Origin of the sequence: Halomonas sp. M4R1S46 (assembly GCF_025725685.1) — a bacterium.
Taxonomy (GTDB): Bacteria; Pseudomonadota; Gammaproteobacteria; order Pseudomonadales; family Halomonadaceae; genus Halomonas.
Map to the genome: position 1 here is coordinate 4,165,296 of NZ_CP107008.1, position 18,076 is coordinate 4,183,371.

Below are 18,076 nucleotides of genomic sequence, written 5' to 3' on the forward strand. Positions count from 1 at the left end.
GCGCGAGGGCTCGCGTCGCGTGGCATGATGTCGCAAAGGTGGAGCCCCCGGGGCCATGCTGTTTATCATGAGTTGCCGATCCAGGGGCCACGGCAGCGTCTCGCCCCCGGCTGCTGACACCGCTCACAACAACAAGCCAGGCAAGCTCCCCCATGACCGATCTCGACGATATCCCGGCGCCCCGTGGCCAGTTGACGCTCAAGCTGGTGGCGAGCCGCCAGGACACCAACTTCCATGGCGACATCCCCGGCGGCTGGCTGGTCGGCCACATGGACCAGGCCGCCGAACTGGCCGCCGGCCGCGAGGCGCTCGGCCGCACGGCCACGGTCGCCATCGAGGCCATGGACTTCCTGTGCCCGGTCCGCGTGGGCTCCATGGTCAACATCTTCACCGACGTCCGCGAGATCGGCCACAGCTCGATCAAGATCGATGTGGAGGTCTGGAGCCGCGCCCCCCACGAGCGCGACCCCGACGAACTGCACAAGGTGACCGAGGCGCGCTTCGTGATGGTCGCGCTGGACGACAACGGCCGGATCCGCGCGGTGCGTCAGGGCGGCTGAGCCACCCGGCCCTCCTTCCCGTCATCGCCGCGGCAGGACCTCCGCGGGCTCAGGCCAGGCGCTCCCGCGCCTTGAGGTAGGCGAACTCGCCGACGTCGGTGAAGGGCCTGACCTTCTGCTGGAAGTCGCGGTAGGCCTCGTACACACGGCGCGACGCCTCGTCGCTCTCGACCTGCTGGCGAAGGACCCGCTGCGACGATTCGTGGAGCGCCGCCATGACGTCATCGGGGAAGGCGCGCAGCTTCACGCCGTGCTCGTCGACCAGGGTCCGCAGCGCCTCGGCGTTGCGGAAGGCGAACTCGCTGATCATCGCCAGGTTGGAGGCTCGGGCCGCCTCGCTCACCACCGCCTTCAGGTCGTCCGGCAGGGCCTTCCAGGCCTCCAGGTTGACGGTGCCCTCGAGGATGGCGCTGGGCTCGTTCCAGGCCGAGGTGTAGTAGTACTCCGCCACCTGGTGCAGGCCGAAGGCCAGGTCGTTGTAGGGGCCGACCCAGTCGGCGGCGTCCAGCACCCCGGTCTGCAGGGAGGTGAAGATCTCGCTGCCCGGGATGGTCAGGGTGGTCACGCCGATGCCGCTCATCGCCTCGCCGGCCAGCCCCGGCAGCCGCAGCTTGAGTCCCTGCATGTCCTCCAGGGAGTCGATCTCCTTCTTGAACCAGCCGGCCATCTGGGTGCCGGTGTTGCCCACCGCGAAGGGCTTGAGGTTGTGCTCGGCGTAGAGGTCGTCCCACAACGCCTGGCCGCCGCCATGGTAGAGCCAGGCGTTGGTCTCGGTGGTGGTCATGCCGAAGGGCACCGCGGTGAAGAACTGCGCGGCCGCGACCTTGCCGCGCCAGTAGTAGGATGCGGAATGGCCCATCTCCGCGGTACCGCCGGACACCGCGTCGAAGACCTCCAGGGCCGGGACCATCTCGCCGGCGCCGTGGACCCGGACCCGCATGCGGCCACCGGACATCCGCTCGATGCGTTCGGCGAACTCGTTGGCACCGGTGCCCAGGGCCGGGAAGTTCTTGGGCCAGGACGTCACCATGTTCCAGGTGATGGGCTCCTGGGCACCGGCAGTGGAGACGAAGGGCGCGGCGACGACACCGGCGGTGCCGGCCCCGACGGTCTTGAGAAAATTGCGACGTTCCATGACGGGCGCGACTCCTCGATGATTGTTGTACGGCGCGCCGAGGGGCACGCCTGTTCCTTCGGCAGTATGCGTGAAAGCCGATTTCAGCGGCAAGCGAACGACTGCCTGGCCCATTGCCAATATCAGCCGCCCTCAACAGAAAGCGCGGATTCATGTCGTGAGCGCTGAGAGGCGGGTCATCGAGCGCAACACTAAATCCGGGTTTCCTACAGCGGCGTCAGCTTGGCGAACCCCAGCACCAGCCACTTGTCCCCCTCGCCCTCGAAGCTGACCTGGACCCGAGCCCGCTCGCCCTCACCCTCGGCGTTGAGGATCACCCCCTCGCCGAAGATCGGGTGGCTGACTCGCTGGCCCAGCGACAGCGACGGCAGGTCGCCGCCCCCGTCGATGGCGTCCCGACGCCGAGCCGGCATGGGGCGGGAGGCGGTGACCGGGCGCGAGATCTGGCCGCGCAGGCGCACCTCCTCGAGGAATTCCTCGGGCAGCTCACGCAGGAAGCGCGACGGCCGCTGGAAGGTCTCCTTGCCATGCAGCCGACGCAGCTCGGCGTGGGTGAGATAGAGCTTGCGCATCGCCCGGGTCAGGCCCACATAGCACAGCCGGCGCTCCTCCTCGAGGCGACCGGGTTCCTCCAGGGACATCTTGTGGGGGAAGAGCCCCTCCTCGACGCCGGCGACGAACACCACCGGGAACTCCAGGCCCTTGGCCGAGTGCAGAGTCATCAACTGCACGCAATCCTCGAACTCGTCCGCCTCATGGTCGCCGGCATTCAGCGCCGCCTCGGCGAGGAAGGCCTCCAGGGCCGCCGCGCCCTCGCCGGCCTCCACCGGCTCCAGGGCCTCGCCCTGGGTGAAGGCCTTGGCGGCGGTGACCAGCTCCTCGAGGTTCTCGACCCGGGCCTGGCCCTTCTCGCCACGCTCGTTGCGATGGTGTTCCACCAGGCCGGAGCGCTCGTTGACATGGTCGATGATCTCGTGGAGCGCCAGGCCCGCCGTCTCGTTGTCGAGCCGCTCGATGAGGTCGGCGAAGGCCTTCACCGAGGTGGCGGCCCGGCCCCTGAGGGCCCCGTCCAACTGGGCGTCGTGCAGCGCCTGCCAGAGGGGCACGCCGGCCTGCCGTGCCCGTTCCCGCAGCACCTCCACGGTGCGGGTGCCGATGCCCCGGGCCGGGACATTGATCACCCGCTCCAGCGAGGCGTCATCGTCGCGGTTGAGCAGCAGGCGCAGGTAGGCCAGGGCATTCTTGATCTCCAGGCGCTCGTAGAAGCGCTGGCCGCCATAGATCCGGTAGGGCACGCCCTGGCGGATCAGCGTCTCCTCGAGCACCCGGGACTGGGCGTTGGAGCGGTAGAGGATGGCGATCTCGCGGCGGTTGATGCCCTCCTCGACCTTCTCGCGGATGGTGTCGACGATGAAGCGCGACTCGTCGAGGTCATTGAAGCCGCTGTAGACCGAGATCGGCTCGCCCCGCTCGCCGGCGGTCCACAGCTCCTTGCCCATGCGCTCGGCGTTATGGCGGATCAGGGCGTTGGCGGCATCGAGGATGGCACTGGTGGAGCGGTAGTTCTGCTCCAGGCGTACCGTGCGGGTCGCCGGGAACTCCTGCTCGAAGCGGCGGATGTTCTCGATCCGTGCACCGCGCCAGCCGTAGATGGACTGGTCATCGTCACCGACCACGGTCATCGGCGTGCGCATGCCGGTGAGCAGCTTGAGCCAGGCATACTGCAGGGTATTGGTGTCCTGGAACTCGTCGACCAGCACATGGGCGAAGCGCTCCTGGTAATGGGCCAGCAGCGCCGGGTTGTCGCGCAGCAGCTCGAGGCTTCGGAGCAGCAATTCGCCGAAGTCGACCAGGCCGCCGCGTTCGCAGGTCAGCTGGTAGCGCTCGTAGAGCTCGACCATCTGGCCCAGATAGGCGTCGCCATGCGCATCCACCTGATGGGGTCGCAGGCCCTCCTCCTTGCAGCCGGAGATGAAGGACTGCACCTGGCGCGGCGGGAAGCGCTCATCGTCGATGCGATGATCCTTCAGCAGGCGCTTGATCAGGCGAAGCTGGTCGTCACTGTCGATGATCTGGAAGTGCTGGGGCAGGCGGGCGTCCTGCCAGTGGGTACGCAGCAGGCGATGAGCGATGGAGTGGAAGGTCCCGACCCAGACGTGACGCAGCGAGATGCCCAGCAGGGCCTCCAGACGGGTGCGCATCTCCCGGGCGGCCTTGTTGGTGAAGGTCACCGCCAGCACGGCATAGGGCGAGAGCCCCTCGGCCTGCATCAGCCAGGCGATGCGGTGCACCAGCACCCGGGTCTTGCCCGACCCGGCGCCGGCCAGTACCAGCATGTTGCCCTGAGGCGCGCTGACGGCCTCGCGCTGGGCCGGGTTCATGTGGTCGAGAATCGCCGTGACGTCGTCCATAGCGGGAAGGCATCGCTGCTTGGAAAATGGGTCGACAGCTTAGCATATTGCACCCGGCGGAGCCGGAAGCTCGAAGGCAGCATGTGGCCACCCAGGCTAGGGTCCAGGGGGTTTCTTCAAGCTTCCGGCTTAAAGCTTATAGCTCCCGGCGCAACCGGGCTTATGGCTTGGGTTCGGGGAAGCGCAGGGGGTTGAGGCTCTTCTTGACCGCCTTGAGCTGCTCGTCGAGCTTCGGGCCGCGGGTCTTGGCGACGCCGACCGCCAGCACGTCGATCAGCACCAGGTGGGCGATGCGCGAGCTCATCGGCGTGTAGATCTCGGTGTCCTCGTGGACGTCGATGTACAGCGGCAGGGTGACCTCGCCGGCCAGCGGCGAGCCGCTGGGGCAGAGGCCGATCACCGTGGCACCGGCCTCCCTGGCCATGCGTACGCTGGCCACCAGGGCCCGGGTCCGCCCGGTCTGGGAGATGGCCACCACCACGTCGCCGTCCTTGAGGGTCGCCGCCGACATGTTCTGCATGTGCGGGTCGGCATAGGCCGCCGTGGAGATCTGCAGGCGGAAGAACTTGTGCTGGGCATCGAAGGCCACCGCACCGGAGGCGCCGAACCCGTAGAACTCCACCCGGTTGGCCATGCCCAGGGCGTTGATCGCCTTGCTCAGCGCCTCGTTGTCCAGCCGGTCCCGCACCGACAGCAGGGTGCCGACGGTGGAGTCGAAGATGCTGTGGGAGAATTCGGCCACCGAGTCGCTGTCGTTCATGGAGAACTGGGCGAACTGGCTCCCGGTGGCCAGCATCTGCGCCAGCTTGAGCTTGAAGTCCTGGAAGCCATTGCAGCCCAGGGCCCGGCAGAAGCGCACCACCGTGGGCTCGCTGACCTTGGCCTCGGTGGCCAGGTCGACGATGCGCATGTGAATCACTTCGTCGGGGTTGCGCAGCACGAAACGCGCCACCTTCTGCTCGGAGCGACGGAAGTGCTCCATGCGGCGTCTCATTTCATCGAACAGGCCAAGGCTCACGCGGCACTCCTTGTCGGCGAGTCACGGGGCGTTCGCTCGGCGCGCCACGCGACTCAGCGGGTTATGGACCACATTATGCCCCAAGCGGGCCCTCGAGGGGGACTCTCGCGTGCCCTCGCCTCCCGGGCCAGACCCGGCGGCCGGTGCCAGGCAGCGCTGGGCCCTGACGGTCATCATTCTGTCAAGTACGGTATAGTAAGAAATGCAGTGTCGCGCAGCGTCCCTCGATGCCGGCACCCTCACTGCAGACAGGAGAGTCGATCATGCGCAATGTCGAACGGTTAACCTCCGTCAAGAGCGAACTTCTCGACATCTTCATGAGCATGGAAGTCGCCGAACACGAACAGCGCTCCCGCACCGCGGCGCAGCGCAACCTGCGGGCCCGGCGGGGCATCGAGCTCCATGAGGAGTTCAAGCGCCTCAGCCAGGACATCGCCGACCTGCCGGAGGACGAGGCGAGCGAGGACGAGATGCACTGACCTCGACCGCCCCGGCCCGCGTCCCCGGACATGCAGCGCCCCGCCGCAGCGGGGCTCTTGGGGGCGCTTTCCCCCGGCGGTCGCCGGCCTGCCTTACAGGCTGGAGATAAACACCACCGCCACGCCGATGGGGGCGATGAAGCGGGTCACCAGGTGCCAGAGGCTCGCAGCGGTGCCCGACAGTCCCAGTTCCCTGGCCACCTCATGGCGATCCAGCTGCCAGGCGGTGAACAGGATCACCCCCAGCCCGGTCAGCGGCAGCATGAACTTGCTGGTCAGCTTGTCGAGCAGGTCGAAGACGTTCAGGCCGAACAGCACCGGGTCGCTCCACAGGTTGAACGACAGCAGCGCCGCGATGCCCAGCCCCCAGGCGGCCACGCCGGCCACCAGGGTGGAGGCCACGCGGGACAGCGGGGTGCGCTCCTCGACGAACTCCACCACCGGCTCGAGCAGCGAGATGGCCGAGGTCAGGGCGGCGAAGGTCAGCAGCAGGAAGAACATCAGGCCGACGATGATGCCGCCGCCCATCTGGCCGAAGGCCAGCGGCAGGGTGACGAAGATCAGGCCCGGGCCGGAGGCCAGGTCGAGATCATTGGCGAAGACGATGGGGAAGATCGCCAGGCCGGCCCCCAGGGCGATGACGGTGTCCATGATCACCACGGTGCGGGCGGTCTTGAGCAGGTCGACCTCCCGGCCCAGGTAGGAGCCATAGGCCATCATGATGCCCATGCCCAGCGACAGCGTGAAGAAGGCATGCCCCAGGGCCGCCAGGACGGTCTCGCCGGACAGGGCGCTCCAGTCCGGGTTGAACAGGTAGACCAGTGCCTGGCCGAAGTGGCCGGTGGTCATGCCGTAGCCGACCAGCACCACCATCAGCACGCCCAGCGCCGGCATCAGGGTGCGCACGGCGCCTTCCAGGCCCTTGGTCACGCCGCGGGCCACGATGCCGATGACCAGCAGCATGAACACCGAGTGACCGGCCAGCAGCAGGCCGGGACTCGCCAGCATGGCGTTGAACAGCGCGCCGATGCCGTCGGCGTCCTGGCCGCTGAAGGCGCCGGTGACCGAGTTCAGGGTGTAGTACAGCGACCAGCCGCCGATCACGCTGTAGAAGGAGAGGATCAGGAAGGCGCCGAGGATCCCGCTGATGCCGACCAGCACCCAGACCCGCGGACGGCCGGCGGCCCTGGCCAGGTCGGCCATGGCGTTCGCCGGGTTGTTCTGGCCGCGGCGGCCGATCAGCCATTCGGCCACCAGGATCGGCAGGCCGATCAGGCCGATGCACAGCAGGTAGACCAGCACGAAGGCCGCCCCGCCGCTCTCCCCCACCATGTAGGGAAACTTCCAGATATTGCCCAGGCCGACCGCGGACCCCGTCGCCGCGAGGATGAAGGCCAGCCGGGACGACCAGTGCGCATGTTGATGTTGCTTGATGGACATAAATCACCCTGATGGTACGTGTCGTCATCGATCGATCGGATGCGATGACGGCGTTGTGGTTGTAGTCGCCACGTCCGCGCCACCCCGGATCACGGGATGGCGCATTCAAGGGCATCACGGATGCCGAGCAGGATCGCTGCCGAGGCAACGCTTCCGCCAACCTCATGGCGGCGGAAACCTCATGGAGGGATATGCGCAGGATCACGCGGGATAGGCGTGAAAATCCGCAATATCCGATGGCAAGTGACGATCGACCCGTAAAAGTATCCGATCATACGCTTGATGGCCAGCCATCGGCACGAAACCGCCCGGCGCCTCGAGGTCGATCAGAACAGCCGCGTCTGCCGCTCCCCGGGGAAGGCCGGCAAGGCAGGAAGGTCGGCCCGGAGCGCCAGGTCCCGGTAGAGCCGCCGAGCCAGTTCGGGCGCCTGACGGTTGTCGGCGGTATGCACAAGGAGGAAAGGGGTTTTCCCCCGTTTTATCCACAGGGAGAGGCGCTCGATCCAGGGGGCGAAATAGCGGATGTTGATCGCCGCGTCAACATGCCCGATGAAACGCACCACCGGATGATTCGCCGTGGAAAGCACGTGTAATGGACGTTTCGGCTTTTCCCCCTGGGCCTGACGCATGCCGGGGTGGTCGCCGGCCGGTGTGGAGAACAGCGGGCGGACGTCGAGCATGACGCGGTTCACGCCATGACTTATCAACAACCTGTTGAGAGCCGTCTCGGCCGCGCCCTTGTGGAAAAAATCGCTGTGGCGTACCTCCACGGCACAGGGAATCGCCCTCGGCCAGCGGGACAGCACGGCGTCCAACCGTGGCAGCTCGTCGGCGCCGAAGTCGCGGGGCAACTGGATCATCACCGGGCCCAGGCGATCCCGCAGGGGGGCCAGGGTCGCCAGGAACGCCTCGAGATCCGCGGCCACCCCGACCAGGCGGCGCTCGTGGGTCAGGCTCGCCGGCAGCTTGAAGCAGAAGCGGAAGGCCGAGGGCGCCTGGCGTGACCAGGCGGCCACGGTCTCCGGCCGCGGGGCCCCGCTGTAGAAGGTGGTATTGCCTTCCACGGCGGAGAACACCCGAGCATAGTCGGCCAGGTGTCCGTCGCCGCCCCCGTGCGGCGGGTAGAGGCCGCCGCGCCAGTCGGGATTGGCCCACATGGGCAGGCCCAGGTGCAGGGGCGGCGGGATGTCCGCCGCGCTCACTCCACCGTCACGGACTTGGCCAGGTTGCGCGGCTGATCCACGTCGGTGCCCTTGAGCACCGCCACGTGATAGGAGAGCAGCTGCAGCGGCAGGGTATAGAGGATCGGCGCCAGCGCCTCGTGCACATGGGGCAGACGCAGCACATGGACCCCCTCCTCCTCCGCCAGGCCCACCTCGGCGTCGGCGAAGACGAACAGCTCGCCGCCCCGCGCCCGCACCTCCTGGAGGTTGGACTTGAGCTTGTCGAGCAGCTCGTCGTTGGGCGCCACCGAGATCACCGGCATCTCGCTGTCGACCAGGGCCAGCGGCCCGTGCTTGAGTTCGCCGGCCGGATAGGCCTCGGCATGGATGTAGGAGATTTCCTTGAGCTTCAGGGCCCCCTCCAGGGCGATGGGGAAGTGCGCGCCGCGGCCGAGGAAGAGGGCATGGTGCTTCTCGCCGAAGGCCGTGGACAGCGCCTCGATGGCCGGGTCCAGGGACAGCACGCGCCGTACCAACCCGGGCAGGCCACGCAGGGCCTCGACCAGGCCGGCCTGCTCGTCGGGGTCCTGGCCGCGTACCCGGCCCAACGCCAGGGTGAGCAGCATCAGCGCGGTCAGCTGGGTGGTGAAGGCCTTGGTCGAGGCCACCCCGATCTCCGGCCCCGCCCGGGTCATCAGCGTCAGGTCGGATTCCCGCACCAGGGAGCTGCCCGGGACGTTGCAGATCGCCAGGCTGCCCAGGTACCCGCGGTCCTTGGCGAAGCGCAGGGCCGCCAGGGTGTCGGCGGTCTCGCCGGACTGGGACAGGGTGACGAAGAGCGTGCCCTCGGGGACCACCACCTGGCGGTAGCGGTACTCCGAGGCCACCTCCACCTGCACGGGGACCCCCGCATAGCGCTCCAGCCAGTAGCGCGCCACCAGGCCGGCATGGTAGCTGGTCCCGCAGGCCACCAGGTGGAGCTGCCTGACGCCCGCGAACAGCGTCTCGGCCTCGGGCCCGAAGCTCTCCACCAGCACGCTGCGATCGCCCAGGCGCCCTTCCAGGGCCGCGGCGATCACCGCCGGCTGCTCGTGGATCTCCTTGAGCATGAAGTGGCGATACTCGCCCTTGCTGGCGGCGCCATCACCGTGCTCGAAGGTCTGGATCTCCCGGGTCACCGGGGTCCCCATGGCATCGAGGATGGTGATCTCCCCGCCGGCGGCGAGGCGCACCACGTCGCCCTCCTCCAGGTAGATGAAACGGTCGGTGACGCGCAGCAGGGCCAGGGGATCGGAGGCCAGGAAGGCCTCCTCGATTCCCACGCCCACCACCAGCGGGCTGCCCTTGCGCGCCCCGATCACCACATCCGGCTCGTCGGCATGGATCACGCCCAGGGCATAGGCCCCGTCGAGGCGCGCCAGCACCCGCTGCACCGCGCCGAGCAGGTCGCCCTGACGCGCCTCGCGCTCGAGCAGGTGCGCCACGACCTCGGTATCGGTCTCGGAGGCGAAGGTGTAGCCGTCGGCCTCGAGCTCGTGGCGCAGGGCCTCGTGGTTCTCGATGATGCCGTTGTGCACCACCGCCAGGCGCTCCCCGGACTGGTGGGGGTGGGCATTGGCCTCGCTGGGCCGGCCATGGGTCGCCCAGCGGGTGTGGGCGATGCCGCTGTGGCCGGCCAGGGGGGCCGCCGCGAGCTTGTCCTCCAGGGCCGCCACCTTGCCCAGGGCGCGGCGGCGCTGCAACCGGCCGTCGTCGGCCCGGATGGCCATGCCCGCCGAGTCATAGCCGCGATATTCCAGGCGCTTGAGGCCCTCGAGCAGGATGCCCTGGACGTTGCGCTGGGCGACAGCGCCGACGATTCCACACATGCCGTTCTCCTCAGTAGTCCTTGTGCTTGACCGGTCGTAGCCAATCGTCCTTGGTGATCAGCCGCGCCCGGCTCACCGCCAGGGCGTTGTCCGCCACGTCGCGGCTCAGGGTCGAGCCGGCCCCCACGGTGGCGCCCTTGCCGACGCTCACCGGGGCCACCAGGGCGGTGTTGGAGCCGATGAAGGCACCGTCGCCGATCTCGGTGTGGTGCTTGTTGGCGCCGTCATAGTTGCAGGTGATGGTGCCGGCACCGACGTTGACGTCTCGCCCCAGCCGGGCATCGCCCACATAGCTCAGGTGGTTGATCTTGCTGCCCTCGCCGACCTCGGCGTTCTTGGTCTCGACGAAGTTGCCGACCCGTGCCCCCACCGCCAGCCGCGAGCCGGGACGCAGCCGGGCGAAGGGCCCGATGCGGTTGCGCCCGGCGGCCACGGCGCCCTCGATGACGCTGTGCGGCTCGACCACGGTCTCGGCACCGATATGGCTGTCGCGAATCACGCAATGTGGCCCGATGCGCACCCCCTCGCCGAGTTCCACCTCGCCCTCGAACACGCAGCCCACATCGATCTCGACGTCGTGCCCGCAGCTCAGGGTGCCCCGCACGTCCAGACGCGAGGGGTCCAGCAGGGCCACGCCTTGCGCCATCAGCGCCTCGGCGATATCCGCCTGGTGGGCGCGCTCGAGACGGGCCATCTGGGCGCGGTTGTTGACGCCTTCGACCTCCAGGGGGCGCGCCGGCTGGGCGGTGGCGATCTTCACGCCCTCGGCGGCGGCCATGGCGATGATGTCGGTGAGGTAGTATTCGCCCTGGGCATTGTCGGCCGATAGCCGGGGCAGCCAGCGACGCAGCTGGGCGGCGGTCATGGCCATGATGCCGGTGTTGCACTCGCGTACCGCACGCTCGGCCTCCGAGGCATCCTTGTGCTCGACGATGGCCACGGCCTCGCCGGCCTCATCGCGCAGGATGCGGCCATAGCCGTCGGGCTCCTCGAGGGTCACGGTGAGCAGGCCCAGGTGCTGCTCGTCGACGGACTCGAGCAGCCCGCGCAGGGTCTCGCGGCGGATCAGCGGCACATCGCCATAGAGCACCAGCACCTTGCCGTCGCCGAGGGCATCGAGGGTCTGGGCCACGGCGTGGCCGGTGCCCTTCTGCTCGGCCTGCAGGGCGAAGCGCAGCCGGCAGTCGGCCAGGGCCTCGCGCACGTGCTCGGCGCCATGGCCGACCACCACATGGGTACGCTCGGCCTCGAGCCCCCGGGCCGTGTCGATCACGTGCCGCACCATGGGCTTGCCCGCCAGGCGGTGCAGTACCTTGGGCAGGGTGGAACGCATCCGGGTGCCCTGCCCGGCCGCCAGTATCACCACGTCGAGGCTCATCGTGACTCCTTGTGATCACTCATTGAATCGGGTCATTCTAGTGCTTCCGGGGCCTCGGCTGCCACGTCGCTGGCTGCCACGTTGCCGGCCGCCCCGTCGGCCACCTCGATGCCCATCTCCTCGAGCCTGTCGTGGCCGAAGCGCGCCGCGAAGGCCGGGCTGGCCAGGCTCATCCAGCCGTCGCCGGCCTCGTTGCGCACCAGCACCAGCACGGCCAGGTCGTGCTCGCGGGCCAGGGCCATGCCCTCGTCCTCGCCGAGCACCGACATGGCGGTGGCCCAGGCGTCGGCACGGGCGTTGGAGGCATCCACGACCGTCACCGAGGCCAGGCGATGCTGGATCGGGCGCCCGGTGCGCGGGTCAATGGTATGCGAGTAGCGGTGGCCATCCTCTTCGAAATAGTTGCGGTAGTCGCCGGAGGTGGCCACCGATGTAGCGTGGAGGGGCAGCACATGCTGGGCCTGGGGCCGGCCATCCCGCGGCACCTCGATGCCGATGCGCCAGGGATCGGCCTCGCCGTCGCGGTGACCGGCCACCGCGAGCTCGCCGCCGATGTTGACCAGGTAATTCTCGATACCCTGTGCCGCCAGATAGGCCGCCACCCGGTCGGTGGCATGGCCCTTGGCCACCCCGGAGAGGTCGACGAAGACGTCCTTCAGGCGGCGCGCGCGCCGCTGGTCCGCATCGATCTCCAGGGTGTCCATGCCGACCTCGGCGAGCCGTTGCTCGATCAGCGCGTCTTCCGGCACCTCTCGGGGCCGCGCCTCGGGGCCGAAGCTCCACAGGTTGACCAGCCCGCCCACGGTGACGTCGAAGGCGCCGCCGCTGGCCTCGCCCACTCGATGGGCGATCGACAGCACCTCGATCAGCGGCGCGGAGAGTGTCTGCCATTTGCCGACCGGGGCCTGGTTGAAGGCCACCAGCTCGGCATCGTCGCGGTAGGTGGACATGGCCGCGTCGACGCTCTCGAGCTCGGCGAGGATGCCGTCCTCCAACGCGGCGCGGCGCTCGGCGGTGATCGGGTCGGCGAGGGTCACCTGGTAGTAGGTGCCGAAGATATCGCCCTCGAGGGTGACCGGCGACTCCAGCGTCCGCTCCGAGCAGCCGGCCAGCAGGACGACCAGCAGCAGCAGCATGGCGAGGCGATGGGAAGGGAGTGACATGACGGGACTCCAAATAGAGCGAGACGTATTGGATCTTCTTTCACAGCCAGGCAAATGAGATGAGCTTTCCCGGCGACAAGCCTGCGCGAGGGCGCTGTAAACCCGTCCATGGGCGCTACTTTTGCCGTCCATGGTCAAAAGACCCTCGCTCCGCCTCGTCCCCGGCGCTCATCTCGCCCGGCGTTTGGAAAAACTCTCAGCCGAACAGCCAGATCAGGGCGCCCCCGAGAATGAGCCGATAGACCACGAAGGGCTGCATGCCGATCCGCTTGATGAACACCAGGAAGAAGTGGATGCACAGATAGGCACTGATGCCGGACAGCAGCGTCCCCGCCGCCAGGTCGAGCCAGGCCACCGGGACGGCCGATTCGGCGAGGCTCAGCGCCTCCAGCCCCCCCGCCAGCACGATCACCGGGATCGACAGCAGGAAGGAGAAGCGCGCCGCGGCCTCGCGGTTCAGGCCCAGCAGCAGCGCCGCGGTCATGGTGATGCCCGACCGCGAGGTCCCCGGAATCAACGCCAGGGCCTGGGCCAGGCCGATCCACAGGGCATCGCGCCAGAGCATGTGATACTCGTTGCGCACCCCGCGGTGCCGCCAGTCGGCATAGCCGAGCAGCAGGCCGAAGACGATCAGCCCGCCGGCGAGCACCAGCGGCGAGCGCATCACCACCTCGATGCTGTCCTTGAAGGCGAGCCCCGCCAGGCCCACCGGCACGGTCGCCAGGATCACCCACCAGGCCAGGCGGGCATCCTCGTCGGTGCCGCGCCCCGCCACGCTGCGCCCCCAGCTGCCGACCATGGCGACCAGTTCGTGGCGGAAATAGAGGACCACCGCGGCGAGGCTGCCCAGGTGCAGGGCCACGTCGAAGGCCAGGCCCTGGTCGGACCAGTCGGTCAACACCGGCAGCAGGATCAGATGAGCGGAACTGGAGATCGGCAGGAACTCGGTCAGCCCCTGGATGAAAGACAGCAGGACAATCTGTAACCAATCCATGGAAGTATCCTGTGAGACGTTGGGAAAAGGCGTTCGGGCGGAGCAAGAGAATACATGCTCGGGGCCCGGCTGTCCGCCCGCTCACGACGGGCGAAGGCAGTCGCCATTGGATATGCTCGGGGACGCCGGGACAGGTCGAAGCGGGGCTGCTATTCGCTCTAGCCGGCGGTAAGCATCAGGGTGGCGAAGCCGAAGTAGATCAGCACGCCCGAGGCGTCGATCAGGGTGGTCACCAGCGGCGCCGAGGCGGTGGCCGGGTCCCAGCCCAGGCGGTCGAGCACGAAGGGCAGGCACATGCCGAGCAGGCTGCCGAACAGCACGATGGCGATCATGCTCACCGCCACCACCAGGGCCACCGTCTCGCCGGCCCGGATCACCCCGATGGGCGCCACGGCCAGCGCCATGGTCAGGCCCAGCGAGCCGGCCACCAGCAGTTCCCGCCCCAGCAGCTTGCCCCAGTCCTTGACGCCGACGTCGCCGGTGGCCATGCCGCGCACCATCAGGGTGGCGGCCTGGGCGCCGGCGTTGCCGCCGCTGCCGATCAGCAGCGGCAGGAAGAACACCAGCGCCACCTGCGCGGCGATGGTGTCCTCGAAGTAGGCGATGCCGGCGCCGGAGAACAGGTTGCCGAACACCAGCAATACCAGCCAGGTGACCCGCTTGCGGTACAGGCTGGCGAGCGGCACCCGCCCGACGCCATCCTCCAGTTGGCCGATGGACATCCCCTTGTGGATATCCTCGGTGGCCTCGGACTCCACCACGTCCATGGCATCGTCGTGGGTGACGATGCCCACCAGGCGACGGCCCTCGTCGACCACCGGCAGCGCCAGCAGATCGTAGCGGGCGACGATCCGCGCCACCTCCTCCTGGGGCGTGTCCACCGTGGCATGGATGACGTCGCGGATCATCAGCTCGTCGACCCGGGCCCCCGGCCGCGCCACCATCAACTGGCGTAGCGACATGGTGCCCGCCAGCCGACCCTCGGGATCGATCACGTACAGCTGGTAGACGGTCTCGGCATCCGGCGCCGTCTGGCGCACCCGCATCATCGCCCGGGACACCGTCATGCCGGCGGGGATGGCCACATAGTCGGAGGTCATCAGCGCCCCGGCGGTGCCCTCCTCGTAGCTGGCCAGGCGCTTGAGGTCCTCGCGCTCCTGGCGTGCCATGCGCCGCAGCAGCGCCTCGCGACGGTCCTCGCCGAGCACCTTGAACAGGTCGGTGCGCTCGTCAGCGCCCATCTCCTCCAGTACCGCCAGCAGCACGTCATCGCCCATGGCCTCGGCGATGACGAGCTGCTCCTCGGCGTGCAGGTGGCCGATCACGCTGGCCCGCCGCTCCAGGGGCAGGCAATCCAGCAGGGCGCGCCCGCGCAGCACGTCGTCGTCCTCCAACAGGTCCTGGAGGATCTCGGCGATGTCGGCGGAGCGCAACTCGGGCAGCTGGGCATCGAGACGCGCGCGGTCGTCCGCCTCCAGGGCGGCCAGCAGTGTGGTCTTGTGTGGGGTCAGGGAATCATCGAGTGGCATCGGGCTCGTCCTCGCGATGCCCGGGCGGGCAGGCAACGGCAACGAAAACGCCCCCCGACACGAGTCCGGGGGGCGCGATCGTCATACATGGCAGGAGCCCGGAATCAGCTCCGGCCCACCTTGCGGCGCAGCTGCTGGATGGTGCGCAGTTGGGCCATGGCCTCGGCCAGCTCGGCCGCGGCACGGGTATAGTCCATCTCCGCGGACTTCTCGTCCATCGCCTTGAGCGCGTGCTGGCGAGCCTCCTCGGCGGCGGCCTCGTCGAGGTCATCGGCGCGGATGGCCGTATCGGCCAGCACGGTGACGACGTCGGGCTGCACCTCGAGGAAGCCGCCCGAGACGTAGAAGTGATCCTCGTCACCTCCCCCCAGGACGATACGGACCGGACCGGGCGCCAGCTCGGTGAGCAGCGGCGTGTGACCGGCCAGGATCCCGAGATCCCCCATGCGCCCGGCCGCCACGACCTGCTCGGCGTTGCCGGAGAAGATCGACGCCTCGGCGCTGACGATCTCGCACTTGAAGCTTTTCGTCATGATGACGTCTCCCAGGTGGAGGGATTACTTCATCTGGTTGGCTTTCTCGACGGCCTCGTCGATGGTGCCGACCATGTAGAAGGCCTGCTCCGGCAGCTCGTCGTACTCGCCGTCGAGGATGCCCTGGAAACCACGGATGGTCTCCTTCAGCGACACGTACTTGCCGGGAGCCCCGGTGAAGACCTCGGCGACGAAGAACGGCTGCGACAGGAAGCGCTGGATCTTGCGCGCCCGGGAGACGGCCAGCTTGTCCTCGTCGGACAGCTCGTCCATGCCCAGGATGGCGATGATGTCCTTGAGCTCCTTGTAGCGCTGCAGCACGCCCTGCACACCGCGGGCGGTGTTGTAGTGCTCGTCGCCGACGACCAGCGGATCCAGCTGACGCGAGGTGGAATCCAGCGGGTCGATGGCCGGGTAGATGCCCAGCTCGGCGATGGAACGCGCCAGTACCACGGTGGCGTCCAGGTGCGAGAAGGTGGTCGCCGGGGACGGGTCGGTCAGGTCGTCGGCGGGCACGTACACCGCCTGCACGGAGGTGATGGAGCCGGTCTTGGTGGAGGTGATGCGCTCCTGCAGCACACCCATCTCCTCGGCCAGGGTCGGCTGGTAGCCCACCGCGGAGGGCATGCGGCCCAGCAGTGCCGAGACCTCGGTACCCGCCAGGGTGTAGCGGTAGATGTTGTCGACGAACAGCAGCACGTCGCGGCCTTCATCGCGGAACTTCTCGGCGATGGTCAGGCCGGTCAGGGCCACGCGCAGGCGGTTGCCGGGCGGCTCGTTCATCTGGCCGTAGACCAGCGACACCTTGTCGAGAACGTTGGACTCCTCCATCTCGTGGTAGAAGTCGTTGCCCTCACGGGTCCGCTCGCCGACACCGGCGAACACGGAGTAACCGCTGTGCTCGGTGGCGATGTTACGGATCAGCTCCATCATGTTGACGGTCTTGCCGACACCGGCGCCGCCGAACAGGCCGACCTTGCCGCCCTTGGCGAACGGGCACACCAGGTCGATGACCTTGATGCCGGTCTCCAGCAGCTCGTTGGTGGCCGCCTGGTCGGCATAGCCCGGCGCCTTGCGGTGGATCGGCATGCGCTCGGCCTCGCCGATCTCGCCCGCCTCGTCGATGGGCTCGCCCAGCACGTTCATGATGCGACCCAGGGTCTCCTTGCCCACCGGCACGGAGATGGCCGCACCGGTGTTGGCGACCTCCATCCCACGCTTGAGGCCCTCGGTGGAGCCCATGGCGATGGTGCGCACCACGCCGTCGCCCAGCTGCTGCTGGGCCTCGAGAACGGTCTCCTTCTCGGAGACCTTCAGCGCGTCGTAGACCTTGGGAACATCGTCCCGCGGAAACTCTACGTCAATCACCGCGCCGATGATTTGTACGATACGTCCGCTCATCTTGGTTCCTCTCAAATACCTGCAAATGAAACCTGCTTGCCGGGAGGGCCGCGCCCTCCCCCGGGCTATACGGCGGCGGCGCCACCGACGATCTCGGAGATTTCCTGGGTGATGGCCGCCTGACGGGCCTTGTTGTACACCAGCTCCAGGTCGTCGATCAGATTGCCGGCGTTGTCGGTGGCACTCTTCATCGCGATCATGCGCGCGGCCTGCTCGCAGGCCACGTTCTCGACCACCGCCTGATAGACCTGCGCCTCGACGAAACGCACGAGCAGGCTATCCAATAGCTCCTTGGCATCCGGCTCATACAGGTAGTCCCAGCTACCGGGACGCTTGTGTTCTTCAATCTGCGCATCATCCGCGCTCATCTCGGCGGACAAGGGCAGCAGCTGACGGACCACCGGCCTCTGGGTCATGGTGTTGACGAATTCGTTGAACACCACGTAGAGGCGGTCCAGCTTGCCCTCGTCGTACGCATCCAGCATCACCTTCACGCTGCCGATCAGGTCGTCCTGTGCCGGGGCCTCGCCCAGGCCGCTCTTGGCCGCGACCAGGCTGCCGCCGTACTTGCGGAAGAAGGTGGTGGCCTTGCTGCCCAGCGCGCAGAAGTCGAGTTCCGCGCCGCTGTCGCGCCAGGCCTTGGCCTCCCTGACGACGGACTTGAACAGGTTGACGTTCAAGCCGCCACACAGGCCGCGGTCACTGGACACCACGATGTAGCCGACCCGCTTGACCTCGCGCTCATCCATCCACGGATGCTTGTACTCCGGGTTGGCATCGGCGATGTGGCCCACGACGTTGCGGATCTGCTTGGCGTAGGGCTGGCTGGCCTTCATCCGATCCTGCGCCTTGCGCATCTTCGACGCAGCGACCATCTCCATGGCACTGGTGATCTTCTGCGTGTTCTTGATGCTCCCGATCTGGGTGCGTATCTCTTTTGCAGCTGCCATAGCGATCTACCTTTGTTCGTGGCCTCAGAAAGCTCCAGGGCCCGCTCCCTGGCG

Annotated in this window: 15 protein-coding genes; 2 read left to right on the forward strand and 13 right to left on the reverse strand. The window is 68.0% G+C overall.

Translation table 11 applies throughout. From position 1 onward, the window contains the following. Positions 1–152: 152 nt before the first annotated feature. On the forward strand, positions 153–560 hold the full coding sequence (locus OCT48_RS19230; RefSeq protein ID WP_263590728.1) for an acyl-CoA thioesterase: 408 nt from the start codon (positions 153–155) through the stop codon (positions 558–560). Between the two features lie 49 nt (positions 561–609). Here the strand turns inward: OCT48_RS19230 and OCT48_RS19235 are convergent, their stop codons facing one another. The 3 genes from OCT48_RS19235 to hexR form a co-directional block, all read right to left on the reverse strand. After that, positions 610–1,695 (reverse strand): TRAP transporter substrate-binding protein, encoded by a 1,086-nt coding sequence (locus OCT48_RS19235; protein ID WP_263590729.1) that lies wholly within the window; start codon positions 1,693–1,695, stop codon positions 610–612. 206 nt (positions 1,696–1,901) lie between these two features. After that, a complete protein-coding gene (gene uvrD, locus OCT48_RS19240; protein ID WP_263590730.1) occupies positions 1,902–4,106 on the reverse strand; it encodes a DNA helicase II in 2,205 nt (734 codons plus the stop codon). Between the two features lie 160 nt (positions 4,107–4,266). Then, positions 4,267–5,124 (reverse strand): transcriptional regulator HexR, encoded by an 858-nt coding sequence (gene hexR, locus OCT48_RS19245; RefSeq protein ID WP_263590731.1) that lies wholly within the window; start codon positions 5,122–5,124, stop codon positions 4,267–4,269. A gap of 263 nt (positions 5,125–5,387) precedes the next feature. Here hexR and OCT48_RS19250 point away from each other — a divergent pair, with 263 nt between their 5' ends. After that, entirely contained in the window at positions 5,388–5,603 is a 216-nt protein-coding gene (locus OCT48_RS19250) for a PA3496 family putative envelope integrity protein (protein ID WP_183383138.1), read from the forward strand. 93 nt (positions 5,604–5,696) lie between these two features. Here OCT48_RS19250 and OCT48_RS19255 read toward each other — a convergent pair whose 3' ends face one another. The 10 genes from OCT48_RS19255 to atpG form a co-directional block, all read right to left on the reverse strand. Continuing rightward, positions 5,697–7,043 (reverse strand): sodium-dependent transporter, encoded by a 1,347-nt coding sequence (locus tag OCT48_RS19255; RefSeq protein WP_263590732.1) that lies wholly within the window; start codon positions 7,041–7,043, stop codon positions 5,697–5,699. A 326-nt stretch (positions 7,044–7,369) separates the two neighbouring features. Then, positions 7,370–8,230, reverse strand: coding sequence for a DUF72 domain-containing protein (locus tag OCT48_RS19260; RefSeq protein WP_263592654.1), 861 nt, complete (start codon positions 8,228–8,230; stop codon positions 7,370–7,372). Positions 8,231–8,241: 11 nt separating this feature from the next. Continuing rightward, complete coding sequence (gene glmS / locus OCT48_RS19265; protein ID WP_263590733.1) at positions 8,242–10,074, reverse strand: glutamine--fructose-6-phosphate transaminase (isomerizing); 1,833 nt, start codon at positions 10,072–10,074, stop codon at positions 8,242–8,244. 10 nt (positions 10,075–10,084) lie between these two features. After that, a complete protein-coding gene (gene glmU / locus OCT48_RS19270) occupies positions 10,085–11,452 on the reverse strand; it encodes a bifunctional UDP-N-acetylglucosamine diphosphorylase/glucosamine-1-phosphate N-acetyltransferase GlmU (RefSeq protein WP_263590734.1) in 1,368 nt (455 codons plus the stop codon). A 32-nt stretch (positions 11,453–11,484) separates the two neighbouring features. Next, the gene (locus tag OCT48_RS19275; protein ID WP_263590735.1) at positions 11,485–12,615 is read right to left on the reverse strand and encodes an FAD:protein FMN transferase; all 1,131 of its coding nucleotides are present in this window, start codon (positions 12,613–12,615) and stop codon (positions 11,485–11,487) included. 196 nt (positions 12,616–12,811) lie between these two features. Then, entirely contained in the window at positions 12,812–13,609 is a 798-nt protein-coding gene (locus tag OCT48_RS19280; RefSeq protein WP_263590736.1) for an undecaprenyl-diphosphate phosphatase, read from the reverse strand. Positions 13,610–13,767: 158 nt separating this feature from the next. Further along, a complete protein-coding gene (gene mgtE / locus OCT48_RS19285) occupies positions 13,768–15,138 on the reverse strand; it encodes a magnesium transporter (RefSeq protein WP_263590737.1) in 1,371 nt (456 codons plus the stop codon). 104 nt (positions 15,139–15,242) lie between these two features. Next, positions 15,243–15,671 carry a F0F1 ATP synthase subunit epsilon gene (locus OCT48_RS19290; RefSeq protein WP_183383131.1) on the reverse strand — a complete coding sequence of 143 codons (429 nt, stop codon included), beginning with the start codon at positions 15,669–15,671 and terminating at the stop codon, positions 15,243–15,245. A 24-nt stretch (positions 15,672–15,695) separates the two neighbouring features. Then, on the reverse strand, positions 15,696–17,072 hold the full coding sequence (gene atpD / locus OCT48_RS19295; RefSeq protein WP_263590738.1) for a F0F1 ATP synthase subunit beta: 1,377 nt from the start codon (positions 17,070–17,072) through the stop codon (positions 15,696–15,698). Between the two features lie 65 nt (positions 17,073–17,137). After that, positions 17,138–18,022 carry a F0F1 ATP synthase subunit gamma gene (gene atpG, locus OCT48_RS19300; protein ID WP_263590739.1) on the reverse strand — a complete coding sequence of 295 codons (885 nt, stop codon included), beginning with the start codon at positions 18,020–18,022 and terminating at the stop codon, positions 17,138–17,140. Between the last annotated feature and the right edge of the window lie 54 nt (positions 18,023–18,076).